Source organism: Nitrospirota bacterium (assembly GCA_016235245.1).
Classification (GTDB): domain Bacteria; phylum Nitrospirota; class Thermodesulfovibrionia; order Thermodesulfovibrionales; family UBA6898; genus UBA6898.
The window spans coordinates 67791-86174 of sequence record JACRLO010000019.1 but is presented as its reverse complement, the minus strand read 5'-3'; the positions used below and the strand labels follow the sequence as shown (position 1 = coordinate 86174).

The following is an 18384-nucleotide window of genomic DNA, read 5'->3' as shown; positions in this document are numbered from 1 at the left end:
GGAGCTGCTACGGAGACCGTTGAAATAGCCTTTGACAGCGAAAGCGAACTGCCGTTCCTTTTCACCAGCCTTGAGAAGAACCTGAAGCTCATCGAAGAATCCCTCGGCATTTCGGCCAGTTATCGGGGTAACAGGATTTTTTTAAAGGGTGCGGACGAACAGGTCAGAACCGCGGAAACCCTTATTCACGACCTGAGGGAACTCAGCCGGCAGGGTTTCTCGCTCAGGCCGGAGGATATCCGCTTTGCGGTCAGATCACTGTCTGAAGGCAACGGCATGTCGTTAAAGGAACTCTTTCTCAATAATATACCTGTCTCTTCGAAGCGTCGTTTCATCATCCCCAAGACAGAAAACCAGAAACGGTATCTTGATTCCATAAAGGGATTCGATATCGTCTTTGGCATCGGGCCTGCAGGGACCGGCAAGACGTATCTTGCCATGGCAATGGCGGTGAATGCCCTTTTGAAAAAAGAGGTCAGCAGAATCGTGCTTGCGCGACCCGCAATCGAGGCAGGTGAAAAACTCGGCTTCCTGCCCGGTGACATCCAGGAGAAGGTAAACCCCTACCTGAGGCCGCTCTATGATGCATTGTATGATATGATGGATACTGAAAAAGTCATGAACCTCATGGAACGCGGAGTGATTGAGATAGCGCCACTTGCCTTCATGCGGGGCAGGACGTTGAATGATGCTTTTGTCATTCTTGATGAAGCGCAGAACACGACGACCGAGCAGATGAAGATGTTCCTGACCCGGCTGGGCTTTAATTCAAAGGCAGTAATCACCGGAGATGTCACGCAGATCGACCTGCCCTCAAACCGGGCATCGGGGCTCGTGGAGGTCATGAAGATTCTCGATGGCATCGGAGGCATTACCTTTGTATCCTTCTCTGAGCGGGACGTGGTAAGGCATAAGCTGGTGCAGGCTATTATAAAGGCATATGAACACTATGAAAACAGAGATATCATTACAGAAGCTTAATACACCTGCAGTCAGGACAAACCTTATCAAGTTGTCCTATCTTTTCGGCATTGCGGTGGTCACCTCACTGTTGCTGCTTCAGGAATTCAGCCTGAACAAATTCCTGGGAGGCACACTCATATCGTTTGTCCTGCTCTTTGTGCTCTACCGCGATATCATGAGATACAAACCGGCCTATCTGAACAACTACAACATGCTTTTGCTTTTGAGTCTTATGATCATCGGCACGCTTATGGCAGGCAGGATCTTCAGTTATTTTCTGATCAGTATGATGAAGGGGCTGGGCACGGGCGATACGGGCATTGCCATGTACGGCATCCCGATCGCGACAGGAGCAATGCTCGTCACCCTGCTTTTTGATTTTCACACCGCGATCACCTTTTCTTTTACCGTAAGCCTTTTGACCGGGTATTGGCTCGAGGAGTCGTTTTTCCCGATCTATACCTTTGTGGGCAGCCTCACTGCCGCATTCAGTGTAATCCGGTGCAAAAAAAGGTCAGCATTGCTGCGTGGCGGCCTCTATGTCATCCTGGTAAATATCTGTCTGGTGATCATCTTCCTTATCTCAAAAGGCGAGCTTTTTACCGAAAAAGCGCCTGCCGCAATCGTCCTTGCGATATTCTCCGGCACCACGGTTTCTGCAATCGTCTCGCTCATCCTTCCGCTTTTTGAGTATCTCTTCAAGGTCACGACCGATATCAGTCTCCTGGAGCTTCTTGACCTGAACCAGCCGCTCATGAAAATGCTCATGATCAATGCGCCGGGGACCTATCACCACAGCGTAATCGTCGGCAGTCTGGTGGAATCGGCTGCCGAGGCCGTCGGCGTCAACCCCCTGCTGGCGCGCGTAAGCTCCTACTACCACGATATCGGCAAGGCAAAGATGCCTGAGTATTTCGTCGAAAATCAGAGCGGAGCGCCGAGCAAACATGACAGGCTTACGCCTCACATGAGCAGCATGATCATCATCAACCATGTAAAAGAAGGGGTCGAGCTTGCAAAACAATACCAGCTGCCCCAGTCGATTATCGACATCATCCGGCAGCACCATGGGACAGCAGTGCTCACCTATTTCTTCCAGAAGGCAAAGGATATGGGGCACGACATCAGCCCCGGCGAAGAGGAGTATATGTATCCCGGGCCGAAACCCCAGACCCGGGTTGCCGCGCTGGTCATGATGGCCGATGCGGTGGAGGCTGCTTCAAAGGTTCTCAATGACCCCACACCGGCAAGGATATCAGCGCTTGTCGAGAAGATCATCAACCATATTTTTCTCGAGGGACAGCTTGACGAGTGCGAACTTACCCTCAAGGACATATCAGAGATCAAGAAACGCTTTATCTACATCCTGACCGGCATCATGCATAAGAGGATTGACTACCCTGGTTTCGATTTCGGCAATGGCAATTCACATAAAGAACCGGCAAAGATCGAAAAGCCTAAATTTGCGTAAGATCAGGGCCGACCTTACCAGTGCCCTGTTCCTGCTCGGACGTAAAGAGGCTGAGTTGAGCCTGCTCTTTGTGGGCAGCAGACGAATGAAGCTCCTCAACCAGCGCTATCGCGGCATCCCCAAAGAAACCGATGTCCTTTCCTTCCCGATGGACGAGGGTTTCAGCCCGGGCGATATCACGACGCCAATGCTCGGAGATATCGTCATCTCCGTGCCAAGGGCGATCAGCCAGGCGCGGCAATACGAATCCACCTTTGAGGAAGAGCTGAGAAGACTGCTTATTCACGGGCTGCTGCATCTGTTGGGGTACGACCATGAGAAGAGCAGATACCTGAAGGCAAAGATGGAGAAGAAGGAAAAGGAGATTCGGGATGCCTTTGTCCGCCTGGATTAAAAGCGCTAACCACGCCATAGAAGGCATACTGTATGGAGTACGCACCCAGAAACATCTCCGATACCATTTTTTCTCGGCAGCTGGTGTCCTGTTTTTCAGCTATATGGTCGGCGTCTCAAAGTCTGAGCTCGTCATCATTGCGCTTGCCGTTATCCTCGTACTTGCAGCGGAGATGATGAACAGCGCCATAGAGGCCGTTGTGGATATTCTGTCTCCAGACTATTCGGAGAAGGCAGGGATCGCAAAAGATATTGCTGCCGGCGCAGTGCTTATCACTGCCTTCGGCGCAGCAGTGCTCGGCTATGTAGTGCTTTTCCCCTATGTAAAAGTTATTTTCAGTGAAGGCTTTCATGTCGCAAAACATTCAAAGGAAGAAATATCCTTCATCGCCTTCGTACTTGTACTTATTGCCGTTATCGTTACAAAAGCACAATTCGGAAAAGGGCATGCCCTAAGCGGCGGCATGCCCTCCGGCCATTCAGCGCTCGCCTTTTCGGTCTGGGTCTCGGTCACGTATATCACGGAGAACCTTTACATCTCGGTCCTCTGCTTTCTCCTGGCGGTCTGGATCGCCCAGTCCAGGATCGCGATAAAGATGCATACCTGGCTGGAAGTGGTGCTGGGAGCACTCATGGGAACGCTCCTGACCTTTCTGCTGTTCAGATTTTTTTATTAGTACGGTTTATGGTCGAGGATTTCCCGCAGCTTAGGCAGAAGTGCTTCCGGTGTAACCGGCTTGCTGATATAATTCAACCCCTTATCGATGATCCCCTTTTTGCCGATCGCTTCAGCAGGATATCCGCTCAGAAAAAGGATCTTGATATCGGGAGCAGTCTGCCGTATTGCCTCAAGGGCTTCCCTGCCGTTTTTCCGCGGCATGACTACATCAAGGAGAAGCAGATCGATCCCCTGGTTGGCGACAAAGGCATCCACCGCCTCATCACCGTTCGTGACCGCGATAACCTTGTATCCGAAGATCGTCAGGATGTCCGTAATGTAGATTCTCACATCTTCATCGTCCTCGGCGACCAGAATAGTCTCTGTGCCCTTCGTGAGCAGTGCCGCTTTCTTCTCTTTTTCCTTTTCAACACTGGTCTGAAGCAGAGGGAAATACATATTGAAAGCCGTTCCCTCGCCTTCTTCGCTCACAACGTCAAGATAGCCACCATGCTGTTTTACGATCCCATAGACGGTCGACAGTCCGAGGCCTGAGCCCTTGCCAACCTCCTTTGTCGTGAAGAAGGGATCAAAGATCTTCTTGAGCGTTTCTTTGTTCATGCCCAGACCGGTATCTGCCACGGATATAACAGCATACATGCCCGGCCTGGCAGTCCCGTAATCTCTAAAAAAATTCTCCTCAAGCCTTGCCCGTCGGGTGGCAAGTGTAAGCACCCCGCCATCCGGCATAGCGTCCCTCGCATTGGTGCAGAGGTTCATCAGCGCCTGATCAATCTGTCCTGCATCTGCCATCACCACAAGGTCTTCCTCCGAGAGTTCGATCCTGAAAGCGATATCTTCCCTGATAAGCCGCTTCAGGATCTTCTCCATTGAGGTAATAATCTCCGACACGCTGACCGGCTTCGGATCGATTATCCGCTGCCTGCTGAAGGCAAGCAGGCTCTGCACCAGTGACGTCCCCCTCGCCGAAGCTGACAGGATATGGTCCACCTGTCCCATTGCGGGGTCGTCCTTTTCCATGCCTATCTTCATAATATTGGCAAATCCGATGATGGCACTGGGGATATTATTAAAGTCATGCGCTATACCGCCGGCCAGCGTACCGACCGCATCCATTTTCTGCGCCTGTCTGAACTGTGACTCCATGCGCTGCCGCTCCGCCTCCTTATGCTGCAGAGAGTCGGTCATGGCGCTGAAAGCCTCGGCGAGTTTACCGACCTCATCCCGACTGTTAACGGTGACTGCACTGAACTGCTGGCCTTTGCCAAAGGACCTGACTGCTTCGGCAAGACTGACAAGCGGCCGCGTCATCTTTCGCGCAAGCCAGAAAATCAGACTTCCCGCCAACAGGAGAATCAGCGCCGCGACCGTGACGTCGGTAATAAGCACCGTTTTCAGCCTTTTCTCATGATAGGCCCTGTTCAGCCCAAGATAGAGATATCCGATCAAATCCTTCTGCATGGCAGCATCACCCGCATCAGAATAGAAGAGGCCTTCAGCCTGATAAGCCCTCTCGATGATGATCGGCGCAGAAAATAAATAGACCTTCTTCCCCGGTATCATGAAGATCTTTTCTCCTCTGTCCTGTAGGGCTTTCATGTCCCTGCCCGCAGGAAGACCCTTGAACTCATCTTCAGAAATGCCGTCTTTTTTATATTCATACAGCAGACGGTCATTGATATCGCTGATCCTGATCGCGAGCACGTCACTGCTCTGTGTGATGCTCTCGCACGCAGCCCTCAGCATGTCCTGATTTTCGGCAAAAACGCCGGTCCTTGCATTCTTGGCGAGGATAGAAGAAAGCAGTCTTCCTTTGTTACTTATGTTCTGCCTCATGGTCCTGGTTTCCGACCAGTAATCGAATGCAAAGATCAGACAAAAAATTAGCAGCGCAATGGCAGCGACCGAGATGAAGAGTTTTCCCGCAAAACTCTCACGATACCCACTGGCATAGTGGAGCATCCTGCCGAACATACCCGGCCTATCTGACATCATACTCGCCCTCGGGGACGTTCGCACCAAGCCTGGCATCCATTTTTGCGGCAATTCTTCTATTGATCATAAGAAGCGGCTTTCGGACATCCTGTCGAAGCCTCGGCCACGAATCTGCTTTTGAAAGCTGCTTCTGCATAATTTCTCCTGCCTGTGCACCGACGTCCACAGGGTCAATACTCAGCGCCGCAACAGCCCCCTGCTCAACGAATTTTTTCGAGAAGGAAAAGATAGGCACTTTATTCTGAAATGAAAAGAAAAAGAGATGGTTCAGGGTCTCGGGGTTAATCACGGTCGTATCCGGCAGCATCCAGAAGAAATCAATCCGGTTCTTCATGCCGTCGATCCGGGACGGAACTTCACCCAACCCCTGAACCGTGCTCAGGATCAACTCAAGGTTCTGCTCCTTTGCAGCCCTCAGTGCATCATGCATCAACCCGTCGGAATTCTTCGGGTCATAGACAACGCCGATCCTCTTCGCACCAGGCAATATCCTGACCATGGCGGCGAGCTGCTTTTCTGCCGGGATGCGCATGCTCACACCAGATATGTTCTGCCTGGCAGAAGCAGGATGGGACGGCACCATTGCATAGACGACAGGCATTTCGGTTATTGCCTGAGCCTCACTCAGGGCATCCATACCGACGGCAAAAATAGCCCGCGCATGAATTTCAGCCGCTTTGTTGGCAAGCTCACCCCGCGCATCGCGAAGCAAAAACTCCGTTATCGTGCATCTGCAGGTCCGCTTGAAGCCTTCCAGTGCTTCCTGATACGGCTTGATGTCGGAAGACTTCAGGACAAGTACATCACTGGCCCGGGAAGTCGCAGACATCAGGAGAATGATTATCAGAGCCGGAAGGATTCTGATAAACCGTCGCGTCAATGAAATAAATGACCCCTTAAACAATGTCCCCCTCATAAATAGACGGTTATAAAGGCCGCCCTAATCCTCCAATTCAGACAGCCATACCATCAGCAGATCATAGCATACTTCTTTATGCTTTGCTCTGGAAATAACCCATAGCACTGCTTCATAACTGGCCGTACCTGATGTCCTGCATCACGGCCTTTTCGAGTGTTGCTTCCAGGTAGGGTCTTTTGCAGTCAATGCCGTCCATATTGCCGTCCCGCACCAGCTTCATGTACCTGCAGCCGCCAAAGCATAAGGGCAGATATTCACATCCAAGGCATTTTTCATTATTCCAGTTGTCTAAATGATGAGAGACATGATAGTCCCCAATCCCCTTCCAGATGTCCCCGGCCTTATACTCCTGCCTGCCGATCAGGCCCGGACATTTGTAGATGTCGCCGTTGTAGTTCATTACCATATTGTTCGGCTGTTCCATCATGCAGATTGACGGCAGAACCCGGCCGGTTGAATAACCCCTTCTCAGTATTTCATCCCTCAGAAACATTCCTGCCTCTGCCAGCCACGGCTCGTTAATTGAGACACACCCCTCATGAAAGTCCGGCATGACAGAAGCAGATTCGGCGACTATCGGGTAGAAACTCAGTGATGGTATTTTTTCAGCAGTCAGACCTTTATCCATAAGCAGGTCTAAGAGGGCAGGGAAGTGCCTGTAGTTTTCCCTTGTATAGTTGCCGCCGAGGTCTATGCTGACGACATCACACGTCTCTTTCATATTCTTCAGGATTATGCTGAAGCTGCCAGCGCCGCCCTTGAATGGCCGGTATCTGTCATGATTGTCCGGCAACCCGTCAAGCGTGAAACAGGCATCTTTAAGACCAAGTTTCTTCAGCTCAAGGGCAGTCGCTTTTGTCAGAAGCGTGCCGTTCGTCATAAGGGAAAATGAAAACGTTATGCCCGACTTCCCCGCAAGGGCCTTCAGTCTTTGGGCAATAGAGATGATCATCTCTTTGCTCAGCAGTGGCTCGCCTCCGTAAAACGTGATTACAATATCTTCAAATCCGCAGCCCATTTTTTCTGCTCTGACTACCCTGCTCCGAACAAATGAGATAAAATCATCAGCGCAAGATTTTGAGAGATAGAATTTTCCTTTTCGTGTGCCCTCAAAGCAGTATCTGCAGTCGAGGTTGCAGTCAAGGTTCATCACGAGCTTGATGTTCAGTGTCCTGCTGATCCTGTTTACCTCGTCGATATATCTCATCACCCGCTTCTTCTCTTTTTCAGGATCAGCAGCAAGCAACCCAAGCCGCCTCAGAAGTTTTTCATCAGCATCGGGAATTGACTTGTTTTTGTTGATGCGCTGCAGGAGCGATTCCGGCAGTTCAGCTATGGCAGCGTTTTTAGTGGAAAACAGGATAAGGGTATCGGCAGTTTTTTCTGACTTATAGATTTTGCAGTATTTGGAAAGTTGCATACAGTAGAAAGAGGGAGGGCTTGAGCCCTCCTTCTTTCAGTCCTGAGATAAACTATTTGCTATCGTTTTGCACTGCCCATGCCGCCAGGGCAACAACCGGCCTTTACAGCAGCTTTCTTTGTTGTCCCTTTACTGAGCGTCTTAGCTGCCGGCTTTTTTGTTGCTGTCTTCTTTGTTGCAGCCTTCTTTGTTGGAGTCGCCATGTTCATTCCTCCGTCACGACAATGTATCCCCCTGAAAGGGGGTGATAGTCTGCCTAAAACCTGTAGCGCAACCCTGCCTCGATCCAGCGCGCAGAGTTTTTATACCAGGAGTCCGAATACTGTGAACCATTGAAGATATTGTGGCCTGTCAGGAAAAGATCAACTTTGCTTCCCTTTGCCTGATAGATGGTCCTGATCATGTTCAGGTCAAAGATCATAGAACTGTATTTAGCCAGATAGAATGCATCAGAATTCCACCATATATACCTTCCCTGAAGGAGTGCCCTAAAGGTTTTATTGTCGTCGTACTGCAGTCCAACCACATAGGAGCTTGTTGGCACATCCTTAATTACTTCTCCGGTATCACTGTCCTTTGTCTGAATATAGGTTGCACCGGCATGCAGGGTCATATGGTAAACAGGCTGAGTCCTCATCTCGATCTCTGCCCCCTGCCTTCTGAGTTTGTCCTTATTGATAAACGACCAGAGACCGTCCGTCCCTTCCTCAGGCACAAGCCCGTCTTTCACGTCATGCCTGAAGGCCGCAATCTTCAGCCAGAGATACTCCAATACCCCGGTTTCGATGCCCAGTTGATAGGACATAACTTTCTCCACTCTCAGATCAGGATTGCCCTTCCAACCTACAGCTGTTTCATTAAGAAAGGTAAAACTCAGCGGAGGGATGCTGAACCCGCGCGCAATATAGGCCCTCAGCAACGTCTTCTTGCCAAGGTCATATGTCGCTCCAAGACTGGGACTGAGGAAATTACCATTTGTATCCGTATTGTCATACCTCAGTCCCGGGGTCACGGAAAACTTTCCGAGGGTCATGGTATCATTGACGTATACAGCCCGTTTTTCTATTGACTGCTTTTCATTTTCGATGACATATGACCATAATGTTCCCTTTTCATAATCAACACCCATAACCGCTGCATGGTTTTCATGTCGCCAGGTAAACTTTCCGCTTGCCCCGTATTTTTTGTCTCTGTTCTGCCCCGTAAAAATCAGGCTGCTGTCGCTTAGCTGATAGACGAACTCCTTTTCACGATTATCATATGACCATATGGAGACTGCAAGGTCGGACTCCTTGCTTAGCGCCGTATTCAGTGACAGATTCATAACCAGCAGCTTGTTCTGTTTTTTGCCATATTCGCCCCAGTCAGTATCAACATACTCCCCCCGCAAGGTCTCGCCATAGAGCAGGGAGAAAAGTATCCGGGTGTTAGACGCTGGATCGAACGACAGTTTTGTATAGATGTTCCTGTTAAGGGTATCGTTGTTGGGACGAAAGCCGTCTGTCTCAAGTCTTCCGGCTGCTACATAATAGCCGAAGGCATCTTTCCTGCCGCTTATCTCCGCCCTGAGATCACTGGTTTCGCGCTCACCGTATGAGGCCGAGAGCGTACCGCTGACCTTGTCTGATGCAGATTTTGTGATAATGTTTACCACGCCGCCTAATGAAGAACCCCATGCTGAAGAGGCAGGACCCTTGATTATCTCAATCTTTTCGATATGCTGGACCGGGAGCATCTCCAATCCTGTGAGATTATTGCTTAAATTGTTCAGCGGCACACCATCCAGGAACACTGCAACATGACGCGGATCAGACCCCTGAATCTGGGCAAGCGCAATATTGCCCGGGCTGGAGCCAAAAAATGATACCTGCAGCCCATTGACCGAATTTAAAACATCCGCAACCGTATGGGCATTCATCAGTTCTATCTCTTCATGGGTCACGACCGAGATATTTTCAGCAATGCGATCGATAGACTTGAGACTCCGCGTTGCAGAGACGACCGTCAATTCATCCTCTGTAAAATAGAGGCTCAGGAAGGTCTTTTCAGTCGCTGATTGAGCAAAAACGGCAATGGACGTGGACAGCATGAACATAATGCATACAATGAATCTGAAGGCCCTTGTTCTCAAAATAACCCTCCCCTGTGTTTTTTGTGAATTATAAGGCAATAGCGGTAATGATGTCCATTAAGTCAGGCTTCAGGAAATTCTGCCGGATCCCTGTTGACGGTTTCAGCCTCTGACCGTAAAGGCCAGGGTTACGAAGGACAAATGACTGCGGTCTCTTTAGGAAGGGCCAGGGTAAAGACCGTGCCCTGAGGTGAAGATTCAGCCCTGATGGTACCTCCATGGGAGACGATGATCTTATGCACAATGGCAAGACCCAGGCCGGTGCCACGCTCCTTGGTTGTGTAAAAGGGCAGGAATATCTTGTCCATAATGTTCTCCGGTATGCCGTGGCCTGTATCTGACATGGTCAACAGGACGCACTCCGTGTCCTGAGCACAGGTGAATGCGATCTTGCCGCCATCCGGCATTGCCTCAACCGCATTCTGAAGCAGGTTCGAGATCGCCTGGCGCATAAAGACCTCGTCGGCCTTAATCATCGGCACGTCTGAAATCAAGACCGTTATGCTGATCTTCTGCGCAGTCTCTTCAATGGCCTCGACACAACCCTTTATCAACGCAGCAAGATCGACTCTGCCGAAAACCGGATCCGCAGGACGGGCAAAGGTGAGAAAGTCGGTTATGATCCGATTCATGACATCGACTTCCTTGTTGATTGCGGTTACCGCAGGCTTCAGGGAATCGTCAGCCTTTCTCGACAGTATCCTGGTATAGCCGGAAATGACCGCCATCGGATTTCTGAGTTCATGGGCAATGCCTGCAGACATCTCCCCAAGCGTCGAGAGCCGGTCACGCAGTTCCTTCTGCGACTGAAAGGCCTTCAGTTCTGTCAGGTCGGTAAAGACAAGGAGGTGGCCGATGACAGCCTGGGTGCTGTCTCTCAGCGGTGAAAGCGCAAGACCGATCCAGAGCCGCTTTCCGCCGGAGCAGGTATATGCCGTTTCTGCGCGCACAACCACTCTTCTTTCTTCTATCATCTCCCTGATGGGACTCCGAAATATCTCTCTGCAGGGCTTTCCGATCACGTCATCTTCGTTAAGCTCAAGAATGTCGAGGGCTGGACATAAGATCATGGAAGGTATCGACAACAAAGGTAATCTGGGTCCTCTCGCGGTTTTCCTGTTCATCCCGCTTTTTCTGGTACGCAAGAATCTGCTTTACCACAAAAAAAACGAGAATAACAAACATCAGGACAACGGAAATGATAAGGGTTATCTGGATATACTGGAAGTTCATGTCAGCGCATCATGCATCCCGTCATGCTCATCTCCGGTACAGATACCAGATAATGATCTCCTGACCGAAGAAAAGCGAAATCACCGCTCCAAGCGCAAGAAAGGGACCAAACGGTATCTGACTGCCCTTTTCTCTTCCCCGAAAGAGCATCATGAAGATGCCGATGATCGACCCGAAAAAACTGCCGAGGAAGGTCGTCAGAATTACGCCCTTCCATCCCAGGAATCCTCCGACCATGGCCATCATTTTGATGTCGCCTCCGCCCATTGCCTCTTTCTTGAATATTTTCTCTCCGGCAAAGGCAATGGAATAATAAAAAAGGAACCCTGATGCAGCGCCGATGAACGACGCTCTCCATCCGAGCGCATCCGCCCGCATAAACGGATCCGGCAGGATGAGCGAGCCGGCAAGCAGGCCAAGAGGTATGCCGGGAAGAGAAATGCGATCAGGTATGATCTGGAAATCAAGATCGATAAAGGTTATGACAATAAGCGCAGAGCAAAACAGCGCGTAGATCAGAAGCGGCCAGTCAGGCCCGAATCTCCAGAGAAGAAAAACATAGCAGAAAGCGTTCAGCGCCTCAACAAGCGGATACCGAAAAGATATGGGGGCCTTGCAGGTCCGGCACTTGCCTCCCAGCAGCAGAAAACTGAGCACCGGTATATTGTCCCAAGGTCTGATAGGATTACTGCAGGACGTGCAGCGCGACGAGGGCCATACGATCGAACGGTCACGCGGCATCCGGTATATGCATACGTTCAGAAACGAACCGATAAGCGCACCAAAGATAAATACAATGCCGTACAGTATCACCTACTCCGAAACCCTGCCCATCTCAGCGACCCTGGTTTTGAGGTCATCGATAGTCTTTTCAAGCTTGCCGATCTCAGCCACTGCCTCTGCTACGACCGAATCTTTCAGAATGTTCTTGTCCTGCTGGTCCTTCAGTTCCATGACGCGTTCGCCGATCTTTCTCAGAAGTTCTCCTCTGGTCTTGACGATCCTGTCAGATTCATAGAGAAGCCTGAATATCGCTATCTCGATCTTCAGGCGCTCGGCAAACACGGTCGCAAACCAGCGCAGCCTCTCCAGCCCTCTTCTGAAATCGTCTATTATTTTCTTCATGCCTCGCCTCCGCTACCCTGTCTTGAAGAAGTCAACTCTTCCTTTCCAGAATACATCAAGATGTTCTTTTAGAAAAGGTAATTCTTTGAGTCCGGCGTCCTTTTCGATGATGACAGCAGCCTCATTTTTTGCCGCCTCAAGTATGGCCGCATCCCGAATAATATTCGCATTCCTCAGCTCAGGCAGCCCTGCCTGGCGCGTTCCCAGAAACTCCCCCGGCCCCCTGATCTCGAGGTCCTCCTCCGCAATCCGGAAGCCGTCATTGGTCCTCACCATAATATCCAGACGGCGCCGGGCATCTTCACCAATGGGACAATATGCGATCAGGATACAGTATGAATCGTCAGCGCCTCTTCCGACCCTCCCCCGCAGCTGGTGCAGCTGGCTCAGGCCAAAACGCTCGGCATGCACGATCAGCATGAGCGAGGCATTGGGGACATCCACACCCACCTCGATTACGGTTGTACTCACCAGGATATCGATCTCCTTATTTTTAAAAAGACCCATCGCGGCTGCACGCTCTTCGGTCTTCATCCTGCCGTGCATAAGCCCGACCCTGAACTCGGGAAACTTTTGGGAAAATGCCTCTTTGCCCTGTTGCGCTGTTTTCAGTTTCATCTTCTCGGACTCTTCTATGGCAGGGTACACCACATAGGCCTGCCTTCCCCTGCTCAGTTCCTGCCTGAGAAGTTCATAGATCTCATCCTTCTTCGAAGCTTCCATCCAGGAGGTGTGCGCAGGCTTTCTTTTGGGAGGGAGTTCATCGATTACGGAACAGTCAAGGTCGCCATACAGGGTAAGGGCGAGAGACCTCGGGATCGGCGTCGCGGTCATCACCAGGACATCGGGGTTCATGCCCTTTTTTCTGAGAACCGCCCTTTGCATGACACCAAACTTGTGCTGCTCGTCGATCACCGCAAGCCCCAGCTTCCTGAGCTTCACCTTCTCCTGAATCAGCGCATGGGTGCCGATAATAATGTCGGAAGCAGATGCGTCCGCTGAAGCCTGCTTTTTCGAGCCTCCGGTCATCAACTGCACGCTGAGGCCGAGCTGACCGATCAGCCCGCATATATTGATGTAATGCTGTTCCGCAAGGATCTCTGTCGGAGCCATGAGCACTGCCTGATACCCTGATTCTACCGCATCGAGCATGGCAGAAAGAGCTACAACAGTCTTGCCGCAGCCGACATCACCCTGGATAAGACGGTTCATGGGGCTGGACTTACGCATGTCCCTGCCGATCTCGTCCATGACCCGTTTCTGTGCTGAAGTAAGTTCAAAGGGAAGCTGCTCCAGAAGAGCCTTTCTGAGGTCTCCCATCGGCCTGAAACTGATCCCTTTTTCCCGTCCGGCAGTATCCCTGAGCACGGCAAGACCAAGCCCGAAAAGAAAGAACTCATCGAATATGATTCTGCGGTGATATCTGGTCCTGCCGCTGTTGAGGTCGGCAAGGTTTTCGGTATTGCCGGGGAAGTGCAACTGCCGGATACTCTCCTGAAGTGCAGGCAGATCATTCCTCGAAAGGACATCTGAGGGCAGAGGATCCCGAAGATGCACCGCATACTCCTGGATAATCGAAAACATGAGCTTCCTGAACTGCTTCTGGCTGATGCCTTCGGTAAGATGGTAAAAGGGGACGACTCTGCAGGTATGGATAAGGGCATCAGCATCCTCTGGCAGTGTCTCATACTCCGGACTTTCCATCATCAGATGCGGCATATCCCTGGTGTTCCGTTTTACCGTGCCGCTGACGACAATGGACTGGCCCATCTTAAAGGTTTTCTTTAAGAAGGGCTGATTAAACCATGTGATCTTCAGATATCCTGCCCCGTCAGTGAGCACCGCTTCCAGAATGCCGAGCCTGTTGCCCTTCGCCTTGAGTGAAACAATAGTCCCTGAAACGGTCTCCCTGCTGTCAGGCTGAAGGTCCGTGATAGGCTTGAGGTTTGAACGGTCTTCGTAACGAAAAGGGAGATAATGGAATGCGTCTGCGATGGTGCTGATACCGAGACTTGCAAAAAGCCGGGCCTTATGCGGCCCGACTCCTTTTACGAATTGGAGGGAGAGTCCTGTGCTGTCAGGCATCGACAGATGGCGTCTCTTTTTTCTGGGATTCCTTTTTCATGGAATCCTCAAGAGCCTTATCTGTCTCTTCCAGGCGTATTTTTGAATATTCCGTATCGCTGATGATATCAATATCCCAGCCGGTGAGCTTCATCGCAAGTCTCACGTTCTGGCCCTTCTTGCCGATCGCAAGGGAGAGCTGCTGGTCGTTGACGACTACCATTGCGGTCTTGTCATCCTCGTTGACGCCGATCTTCTCGACGCTTGCCGGGCTGAGCGCACGGGCAATGAGCGTCCTCGGTTCATCGGTCCAGGGAATAATGTCGATCCTCTCACCCCTGAGTTCACGGACTATGGCCTGCACCCGGGTTCCCTTCATGCCGACGCATGAGCCGACCGGATCAACCGCAGTGTCCTTTGAGGTGACAGCAATCTTTGTGCGTTCTCCGGGCTCGCGGACAATACTCTTTATGATAACAAGGCCTTCGCTGATCTCAGGCACTTCCATTCTGAACAGTTCGCCGACAAATTGGGGCGATGTCCTGCTGATAATAATCTCGGGACCTTTTGAGGTGATCTTGACCTCTTCAACAATCGCCTTAACAACATCTCCGCGCTTCAGGTTCTCGGTCGGCAGCGTGTCCTTGATCGCAAGGTATGCCTCTGTCTTGCCAAGATTGATGAAGTATGCGCCCTTCTCTTTTCTCATAACAGAGCCGCTCACGATCTGGCCGGTCCTGTCCTTGAACTCGCTGAAGATGACATCGCGCTCTGCCTCACGCACCCTCTGGAATATGACCTGCTTCGCAGTCTGTGCAGCTATTCTGCCCAGGTCATGGAGATCGAGAGGGAAGTCTATAGAATCGCCTTCCTTCTTCTCCGGATCGATAGCCTGGGCGTCTTTGACCGAGACCTCCTGGTCAGGGTCAGCCACTTCCGCAGCCACCAGCTTCGTCTCATAGACCCGGATATCACACTTTTTCCGGTCAATAGTCAGATGAATATTTGTCCTGCCGCCATATTTTTTCCTCATGGCGGAGAGCAGCGCCGACTCCAGAGCCTCTATCATGATCTCCTTCGAGATGCCCTTTTCCCTGCTTATCTGTTCAATTACATGGCACAGTTCTTTTGTCATTTCAGTTCTATCTCCAATCTTGCCCGAGAGATGGCATCAAAGGGTAGGAACAGCTTCTGCTCGTCCCCGGTTATCAGGGTTATCATGTCGCCCTGAACATCCATAATCCTGCCGATGAGCACATTCTGTCCATCTGCAGACTTTTTCTTCAGTACCACCTTAGCCAGCTTACCCTTTGACTGTTCATAATGTCTCAGCTTCTTCAACTGCCGGTCGAGCCCCGGGGAGGAAACCTCCAGCACAAAGGCCGTCGGTATCGGATCCTCTACGTCGATCAGCGCAGAAAGCGACCTGCTGAATTTCGCGCACTCATCGAGAGAAACCCCTTCTTCCTTGTCAAGGTAAACCCTCACAAAAGGATTCCTCGCATTGCCCACGATCTCCACGTCATAGACCCGAATCCCATGCTGCTCCGCAATGGATTCTGCCAACGCCGCTATCTTTTCCTGTATTTCTTCCATAGAAAACAAAAGAGCGGGAAAGCCCACTCTTCTTAATTTACTTCGCCAGACTGAAAAAATTACGTATCTGGATTATAGCAATGGCACGTACAAAAATGCAACGCCTTTACTCTTTCACCCTAACCATACGGATTGAAAGATGGTTTATATAGAAATAGCTTCATAAACGCGGAATGGCTGTCCCGATAAAATACTATTGCGCTATTGGAAATAAAATAGAATAATAACAGGTGAAAACCATAACGAATGTAAAGAAGCAAATAAGGCATGAAGATTGTCTCCACTGATAAAAACGCTCACAAGGACCAGGCAGAGTTCATCTCTCTGGATCTCATACCCGACCCTTTTATTATCCTGAGGTCCGACGGCACCGTCCTTGATGCCAACCTGAGTTTTTTTACGCTCATTGGGATGGATAGAGATGCGGTGATCGACAAGAACTTTAATGAAATAACCCTGCTTGACGGGCTTTCCGTTAAAATCTCCCAGTCCTTCTCCTCAGGCTCGGAGGATTTTGAGAGGATCGTCTTTCATAACAGGCATTTTGAGGTGCTGATCCTCCCGTTCAGGCATTCCGGCATAACCTATCTTATCAGGATTGTAATCAAGGACATCACGAACTTCATCAGACTCGAAAAAGAGCTCCTGAAAAGAAACAAGGAACTGATCATCATCAATACCCTTTCAAGCGCCTTTATCTCATCAGAAAATATGGACCTGGTGATGGAGGACCTGATCGAAAAAGTCCTTCTCATCACAGACTTTCATACAGGCTTCCTGATGATGAGCGAAGACGAGCGACTCAAACTGAAGACGAGCAAAGGCCTTTCCCCGGATCTGCAGAACTTTATCCTTGCCGGAGGCATTGAAACCATCTGCCACGATGCCCTCAGGATACAGGAGCCGATGTATATTGTTGAGCGTACGGCCATCTCGAGGGTCCCGGTGCTGCGAGAGGAAGGCTTTGTCTTTATTGTTGCCATACCGCTTCTATCCAGCCAAAAGGCAATAGGCCTGCTCTTTCTGGCCAGCAGGGTGAACAGGGAGATGGATTTTGATTTTGCGGCACTCCTCTCACTGGTCGGCAACCACGTATCCCATATCATCGACAAGATCAAGCTCTTCCAGGAAACAAAACGGCTCTCGATAACCGACGGCCTCACCGGGCTCTTTAACAGCAGATATTTTTACCGCTATCTCGATCTTGAAATATCGAGGACGAAACGGTACGGCAGTTCGTTTTCGCTCATGCTTTTTGACATTGATAACTTCAAGCGCCTGAACGACACCTACGGTCACCAGGCAGGAGACGAGGTGCTTCAGGAACTTGCCAGGATCTTCAAGTCGGTTTCGAGAGAAACGGACGTTGTGGTAAGGTATGGAGGCGAGGAGTTTGTTATCATACTGCCGAACACGGCAGAAGATGAAGCGATCACCCTTGCCGGAAGAATATTACAGTCAGTGCGGGAGACAGAGATAAAAATCAATGCCACGGAGACAGTGAATATAACGGTAAGCGGCGGCGTCGCCTCGTTTCCGCAGAATGCATCCACGGCAAAGGACCTGCTCAATGCTGCAGACAGCGCCATGTACGCAGCAAAAACTGCGGGCAGAAATACCATAGTCTGTTACCAGGGAAACGTGCGTGAAAAAAGTATTTGAGCGACCCAGGAGTCTGAAACCGGATGCATTCCGGTACTGTCCCGGCTGCGGCCACAGCCTCGTGCACAGGCTTATTGCAGAATGTATCGATGCGCTCGGCATCCGGGAGAAGGTCATCGGCATAGCGCCTGTGGGCTGCGCTGTTTTTGCATACGATTACTTCAATTTCGACATACTCGAAGCAGCGCATGGCAGACCCCCGGCCGCGGCCACAGCGCTCAAAAGGATCATGCCTGACAGGATCATCTTCGCCTATCAGGGAGACGGAGACCTTGCGGCAATCGGCACCGCTGAAATCATCCATGCGGCCAACAGGGGCGAGAATTTCTCGGTCTTCTTCATTAATAACGCGACCTATGGCATGACCGGTGGACAGATGGCGCCGACAACGATCACCGGCCAGAGAACAACCACCACGCCCACGGGCAGGGACCTGAAGAGCACGGGCTATCCGCTGAAAGTCTCCGAACTCCTCTCGACCCTTGAAGGCGTCGCATACATCCAGCGGGTTGCGGTTGATTCGTATAAGAACCTGGTTACCGCAAGAAAGGCCATAGAAAAGGCCTTCAGATACCAGATCGAAGGCAAGGGCTTCAGTCTGATCGAGATCCTGTCACCCTGCCCTACTGACTGGGGCATGAGCCCACGGGCAGCAGCAGAATGGGTCAGGACGACCCTCTCGCAGACCTACCCACTGGGGCTGGTTAAAGATAAATACCCGGGAAGCAACTGA

The 18384-nt window shown here is 50.8% G+C and carries 17 protein-coding genes and 1 pseudogene; 6 read left to right on the top strand and 12 right to left on the bottom strand.

Features of this window, described 5'->3' with window-relative positions; genetic code table 11:
* Window positions 1-24 precede the first annotated feature (24 nt).
* Genes HZB31_09290 through HZB31_09275 form a run of 4 tightly spaced genes read left to right on the top strand, consistent with a single transcriptional unit; the run spans window position 25 to window position 3504 of the window.
* Window positions 25-981, top strand: coding sequence for a PhoH family protein (locus tag HZB31_09290; protein ID MBI5848124.1), 957 nt, complete (start codon window positions 25-27; stop codon window positions 979-981).
* Entirely contained in the window at window positions 950-2434 is a 1485-nt protein-coding gene (locus tag HZB31_09285; protein ID MBI5848123.1) for an HDIG domain-containing protein, read from the top strand. Before HZB31_09290 ends, HZB31_09285 begins: the two co-directional genes overlap by 32 nt.
* On the top strand, window positions 2427-2828 hold the full coding sequence (gene ybeY / locus HZB31_09280; GenBank protein ID MBI5848122.1) for an rRNA maturation RNase YbeY: 402 nt from the start codon (window positions 2427-2429) through the stop codon (window positions 2826-2828). Before HZB31_09285 ends, ybeY begins: the two co-directional genes overlap by 8 nt.
* On the top strand, window positions 2806-3504 hold the full coding sequence (locus HZB31_09275; GenBank protein ID MBI5848121.1) for a diacylglycerol kinase: 699 nt from the start codon (window positions 2806-2808) through the stop codon (window positions 3502-3504). Before ybeY ends, HZB31_09275 begins: the two co-directional genes overlap by 23 nt.
* Here the strand turns inward: HZB31_09275 and HZB31_09270 are convergent.
* The 12 genes and pseudogenes from HZB31_09270 to HZB31_09215 all read right to left on the bottom strand — a co-directional run bounded on the left by HZB31_09270 (window position 3501) and on the right by HZB31_09215 (window position 15989).
* Complete coding sequence (locus HZB31_09270; GenBank protein ID MBI5848120.1) at window positions 3501-5501, bottom strand: response regulator; 2001 nt, start codon at window positions 5499-5501, stop codon at window positions 3501-3503. The genes HZB31_09275 and HZB31_09270 overlap by 4 nt on opposite strands.
* Window positions 5488-6330 carry an ABC transporter substrate-binding protein gene (locus HZB31_09265; GenBank protein ID MBI5848119.1) on the bottom strand — a complete coding sequence of 281 codons (843 nt, stop codon included), beginning with the start codon at window positions 6328-6330 and terminating at the stop codon, window positions 5488-5490. The genes HZB31_09270 and HZB31_09265 overlap by 14 nt, the downstream gene beginning before the upstream one ends.
* Before the next feature lie 199 nt (window positions 6331-6529).
* Window positions 6530-7840 (bottom strand): geopeptide radical SAM maturase, encoded by a 1311-nt coding sequence (gene gptM, locus HZB31_09260; protein MBI5848118.1) that lies wholly within the window; start codon window positions 7838-7840, stop codon window positions 6530-6532.
* Window positions 7841-7899: 59 nt separating this feature from the next.
* Entirely contained in the window at window positions 7900-8043 is a 144-nt protein-coding gene (locus tag HZB31_09255; protein MBI5848117.1) for a hypothetical protein, read from the bottom strand.
* Window positions 8044-8096: 53 nt separating this feature from the next.
* Complete coding sequence (locus tag HZB31_09250) at window positions 8097-9971, bottom strand: TonB-dependent receptor (GenBank protein MBI5848116.1); 1875 nt, start codon at window positions 9969-9971, stop codon at window positions 8097-8099.
* 128 nt (window positions 9972-10099) lie between these two features.
* The gene (locus HZB31_09245) at window positions 10100-11041 is read right to left on the bottom strand and encodes a PAS domain-containing protein (protein MBI5848115.1); all 942 of its coding nucleotides are present in this window, start codon (window positions 11039-11041) and stop codon (window positions 10100-10102) included.
* The gene (locus tag HZB31_09240) at window positions 11010-11204 is read right to left on the bottom strand and encodes a hypothetical protein (GenBank protein MBI5848114.1); all 195 of its coding nucleotides are present in this window, start codon (window positions 11202-11204) and stop codon (window positions 11010-11012) included. Before HZB31_09240 ends, HZB31_09245 begins: the two co-directional genes overlap by 32 nt.
* A 27-nt stretch (window positions 11205-11231) precedes the next feature.
* A pseudogene (locus HZB31_09235) lies at window positions 11232-11996 on the bottom strand (prepilin peptidase).
* 21 nt (window positions 11997-12017) lie between these two features.
* Window positions 12018-12329, bottom strand: a complete 312-nt coding sequence (locus HZB31_09230) for a hypothetical protein (GenBank protein MBI5848113.1) — start codon at window positions 12327-12329, stop codon at window positions 12018-12020.
* Between the two features lie 12 nt (window positions 12330-12341).
* Window positions 12342-14414 carry an ATP-dependent DNA helicase RecG gene (recG, locus tag HZB31_09225; protein MBI5848112.1) on the bottom strand — a complete coding sequence of 691 codons (2073 nt, stop codon included), beginning with the start codon at window positions 14412-14414 and terminating at the stop codon, window positions 12342-12344.
* Entirely contained in the window at window positions 14407-15528 is a 1122-nt protein-coding gene (gene nusA / locus HZB31_09220; GenBank protein MBI5848111.1) for a transcription termination/antitermination protein NusA, read from the bottom strand. Before nusA ends, recG begins: the two co-directional genes overlap by 8 nt.
* Window positions 15525-15989, bottom strand: coding sequence for a ribosome maturation factor RimP (locus HZB31_09215; GenBank protein ID MBI5848110.1), 465 nt, complete (start codon window positions 15987-15989; stop codon window positions 15525-15527). Before HZB31_09215 ends, nusA begins: the two co-directional genes overlap by 4 nt.
* A 267-nt stretch (window positions 15990-16256) precedes the next feature.
* On the opposite strand from HZB31_09215, the gene HZB31_09210 reads away from it, so the two are divergent.
* Window positions 16257-17651 (top strand): diguanylate cyclase, encoded by a 1395-nt coding sequence (locus tag HZB31_09210; protein MBI5848109.1) that lies wholly within the window; start codon window positions 16257-16259, stop codon window positions 17649-17651.
* Complete coding sequence (locus tag HZB31_09205) at window positions 17635-18384, top strand: 2-oxoglutarate oxidoreductase (GenBank protein ID MBI5848108.1); 750 nt, start codon at window positions 17635-17637, stop codon at window positions 18382-18384. The genes HZB31_09210 and HZB31_09205 overlap by 17 nt, the downstream gene beginning before the upstream one ends.

What these genes read in the sequence shown, in the direction of transcription:
- HZB31_09285 (MBI5848123.1), top strand. Translation starts at nt 950, where the DNA reads ATGAAAACAGAGATATCATTACAGAAGCTTAATACACCTGCAGTCAGG.
- HZB31_09275 (MBI5848121.1), top strand. Translation starts at nt 2,806, where the DNA reads ATGCCTTTGTCCGCCTGGATTAAAAGCGCTAACCACGCCATAGAAGGC.
- HZB31_09270 (MBI5848120.1), bottom strand. Translation starts at nt 5,501, where the DNA reads ATGATGTCAGATAGGCCGGGTATGTTCGGCAGGATGCTCCACTATGCC.
- HZB31_09265 (MBI5848119.1), bottom strand. Translation starts at nt 6,330, where the DNA reads ATGTCTGCGACTTCCCGGGCCAGTGATGTACTTGTCCTGAAGTCTTCC.
- gptM (MBI5848118.1), bottom strand. Translation starts at nt 7,840, where the DNA reads ATGCAACTTTCCAAATACTGCAAAATCTATAAGTCAGAAAAAACTGCC.
- HZB31_09255 (MBI5848117.1), bottom strand. Translation starts at nt 8,043, where the DNA reads ATGGCGACTCCAACAAAGAAGGCTGCAACAAAGAAGACAGCAACAAAA.
- HZB31_09245 (MBI5848115.1), bottom strand. Translation starts at nt 11,041, where the DNA reads ATGATCTTATGTCCAGCCCTCGACATTCTTGAGCTTAACGAAGATGAC.
- HZB31_09240 (MBI5848114.1), bottom strand. Translation starts at nt 11,204, where the DNA reads ATGAACTTCCAGTATATCCAGATAACCCTTATCATTTCCGTTGTCCTG.
- HZB31_09230 (MBI5848113.1), bottom strand. Translation starts at nt 12,329, where the DNA reads ATGAAGAAAATAATAGACGATTTCAGAAGAGGGCTGGAGAGGCTGCGC.
- recG (MBI5848112.1), bottom strand. Translation starts at nt 14,414, where the DNA reads ATGCCTGACAGCACAGGACTCTCCCTCCAATTCGTAAAAGGAGTCGGG.
- nusA (MBI5848111.1), bottom strand. Translation starts at nt 15,528, where the DNA reads ATGACAAAAGAACTGTGCCATGTAATTGAACAGATAAGCAGGGAAAAG.
- HZB31_09215 (MBI5848110.1), bottom strand. Translation starts at nt 15,989, where the DNA reads ATGGAAGAAATACAGGAAAAGATAGCGGCGTTGGCAGAATCCATTGCG.
- HZB31_09210 (MBI5848109.1), top strand. Translation starts at nt 16,257, where the DNA reads ATGAAGATTGTCTCCACTGATAAAAACGCTCACAAGGACCAGGCAGAG.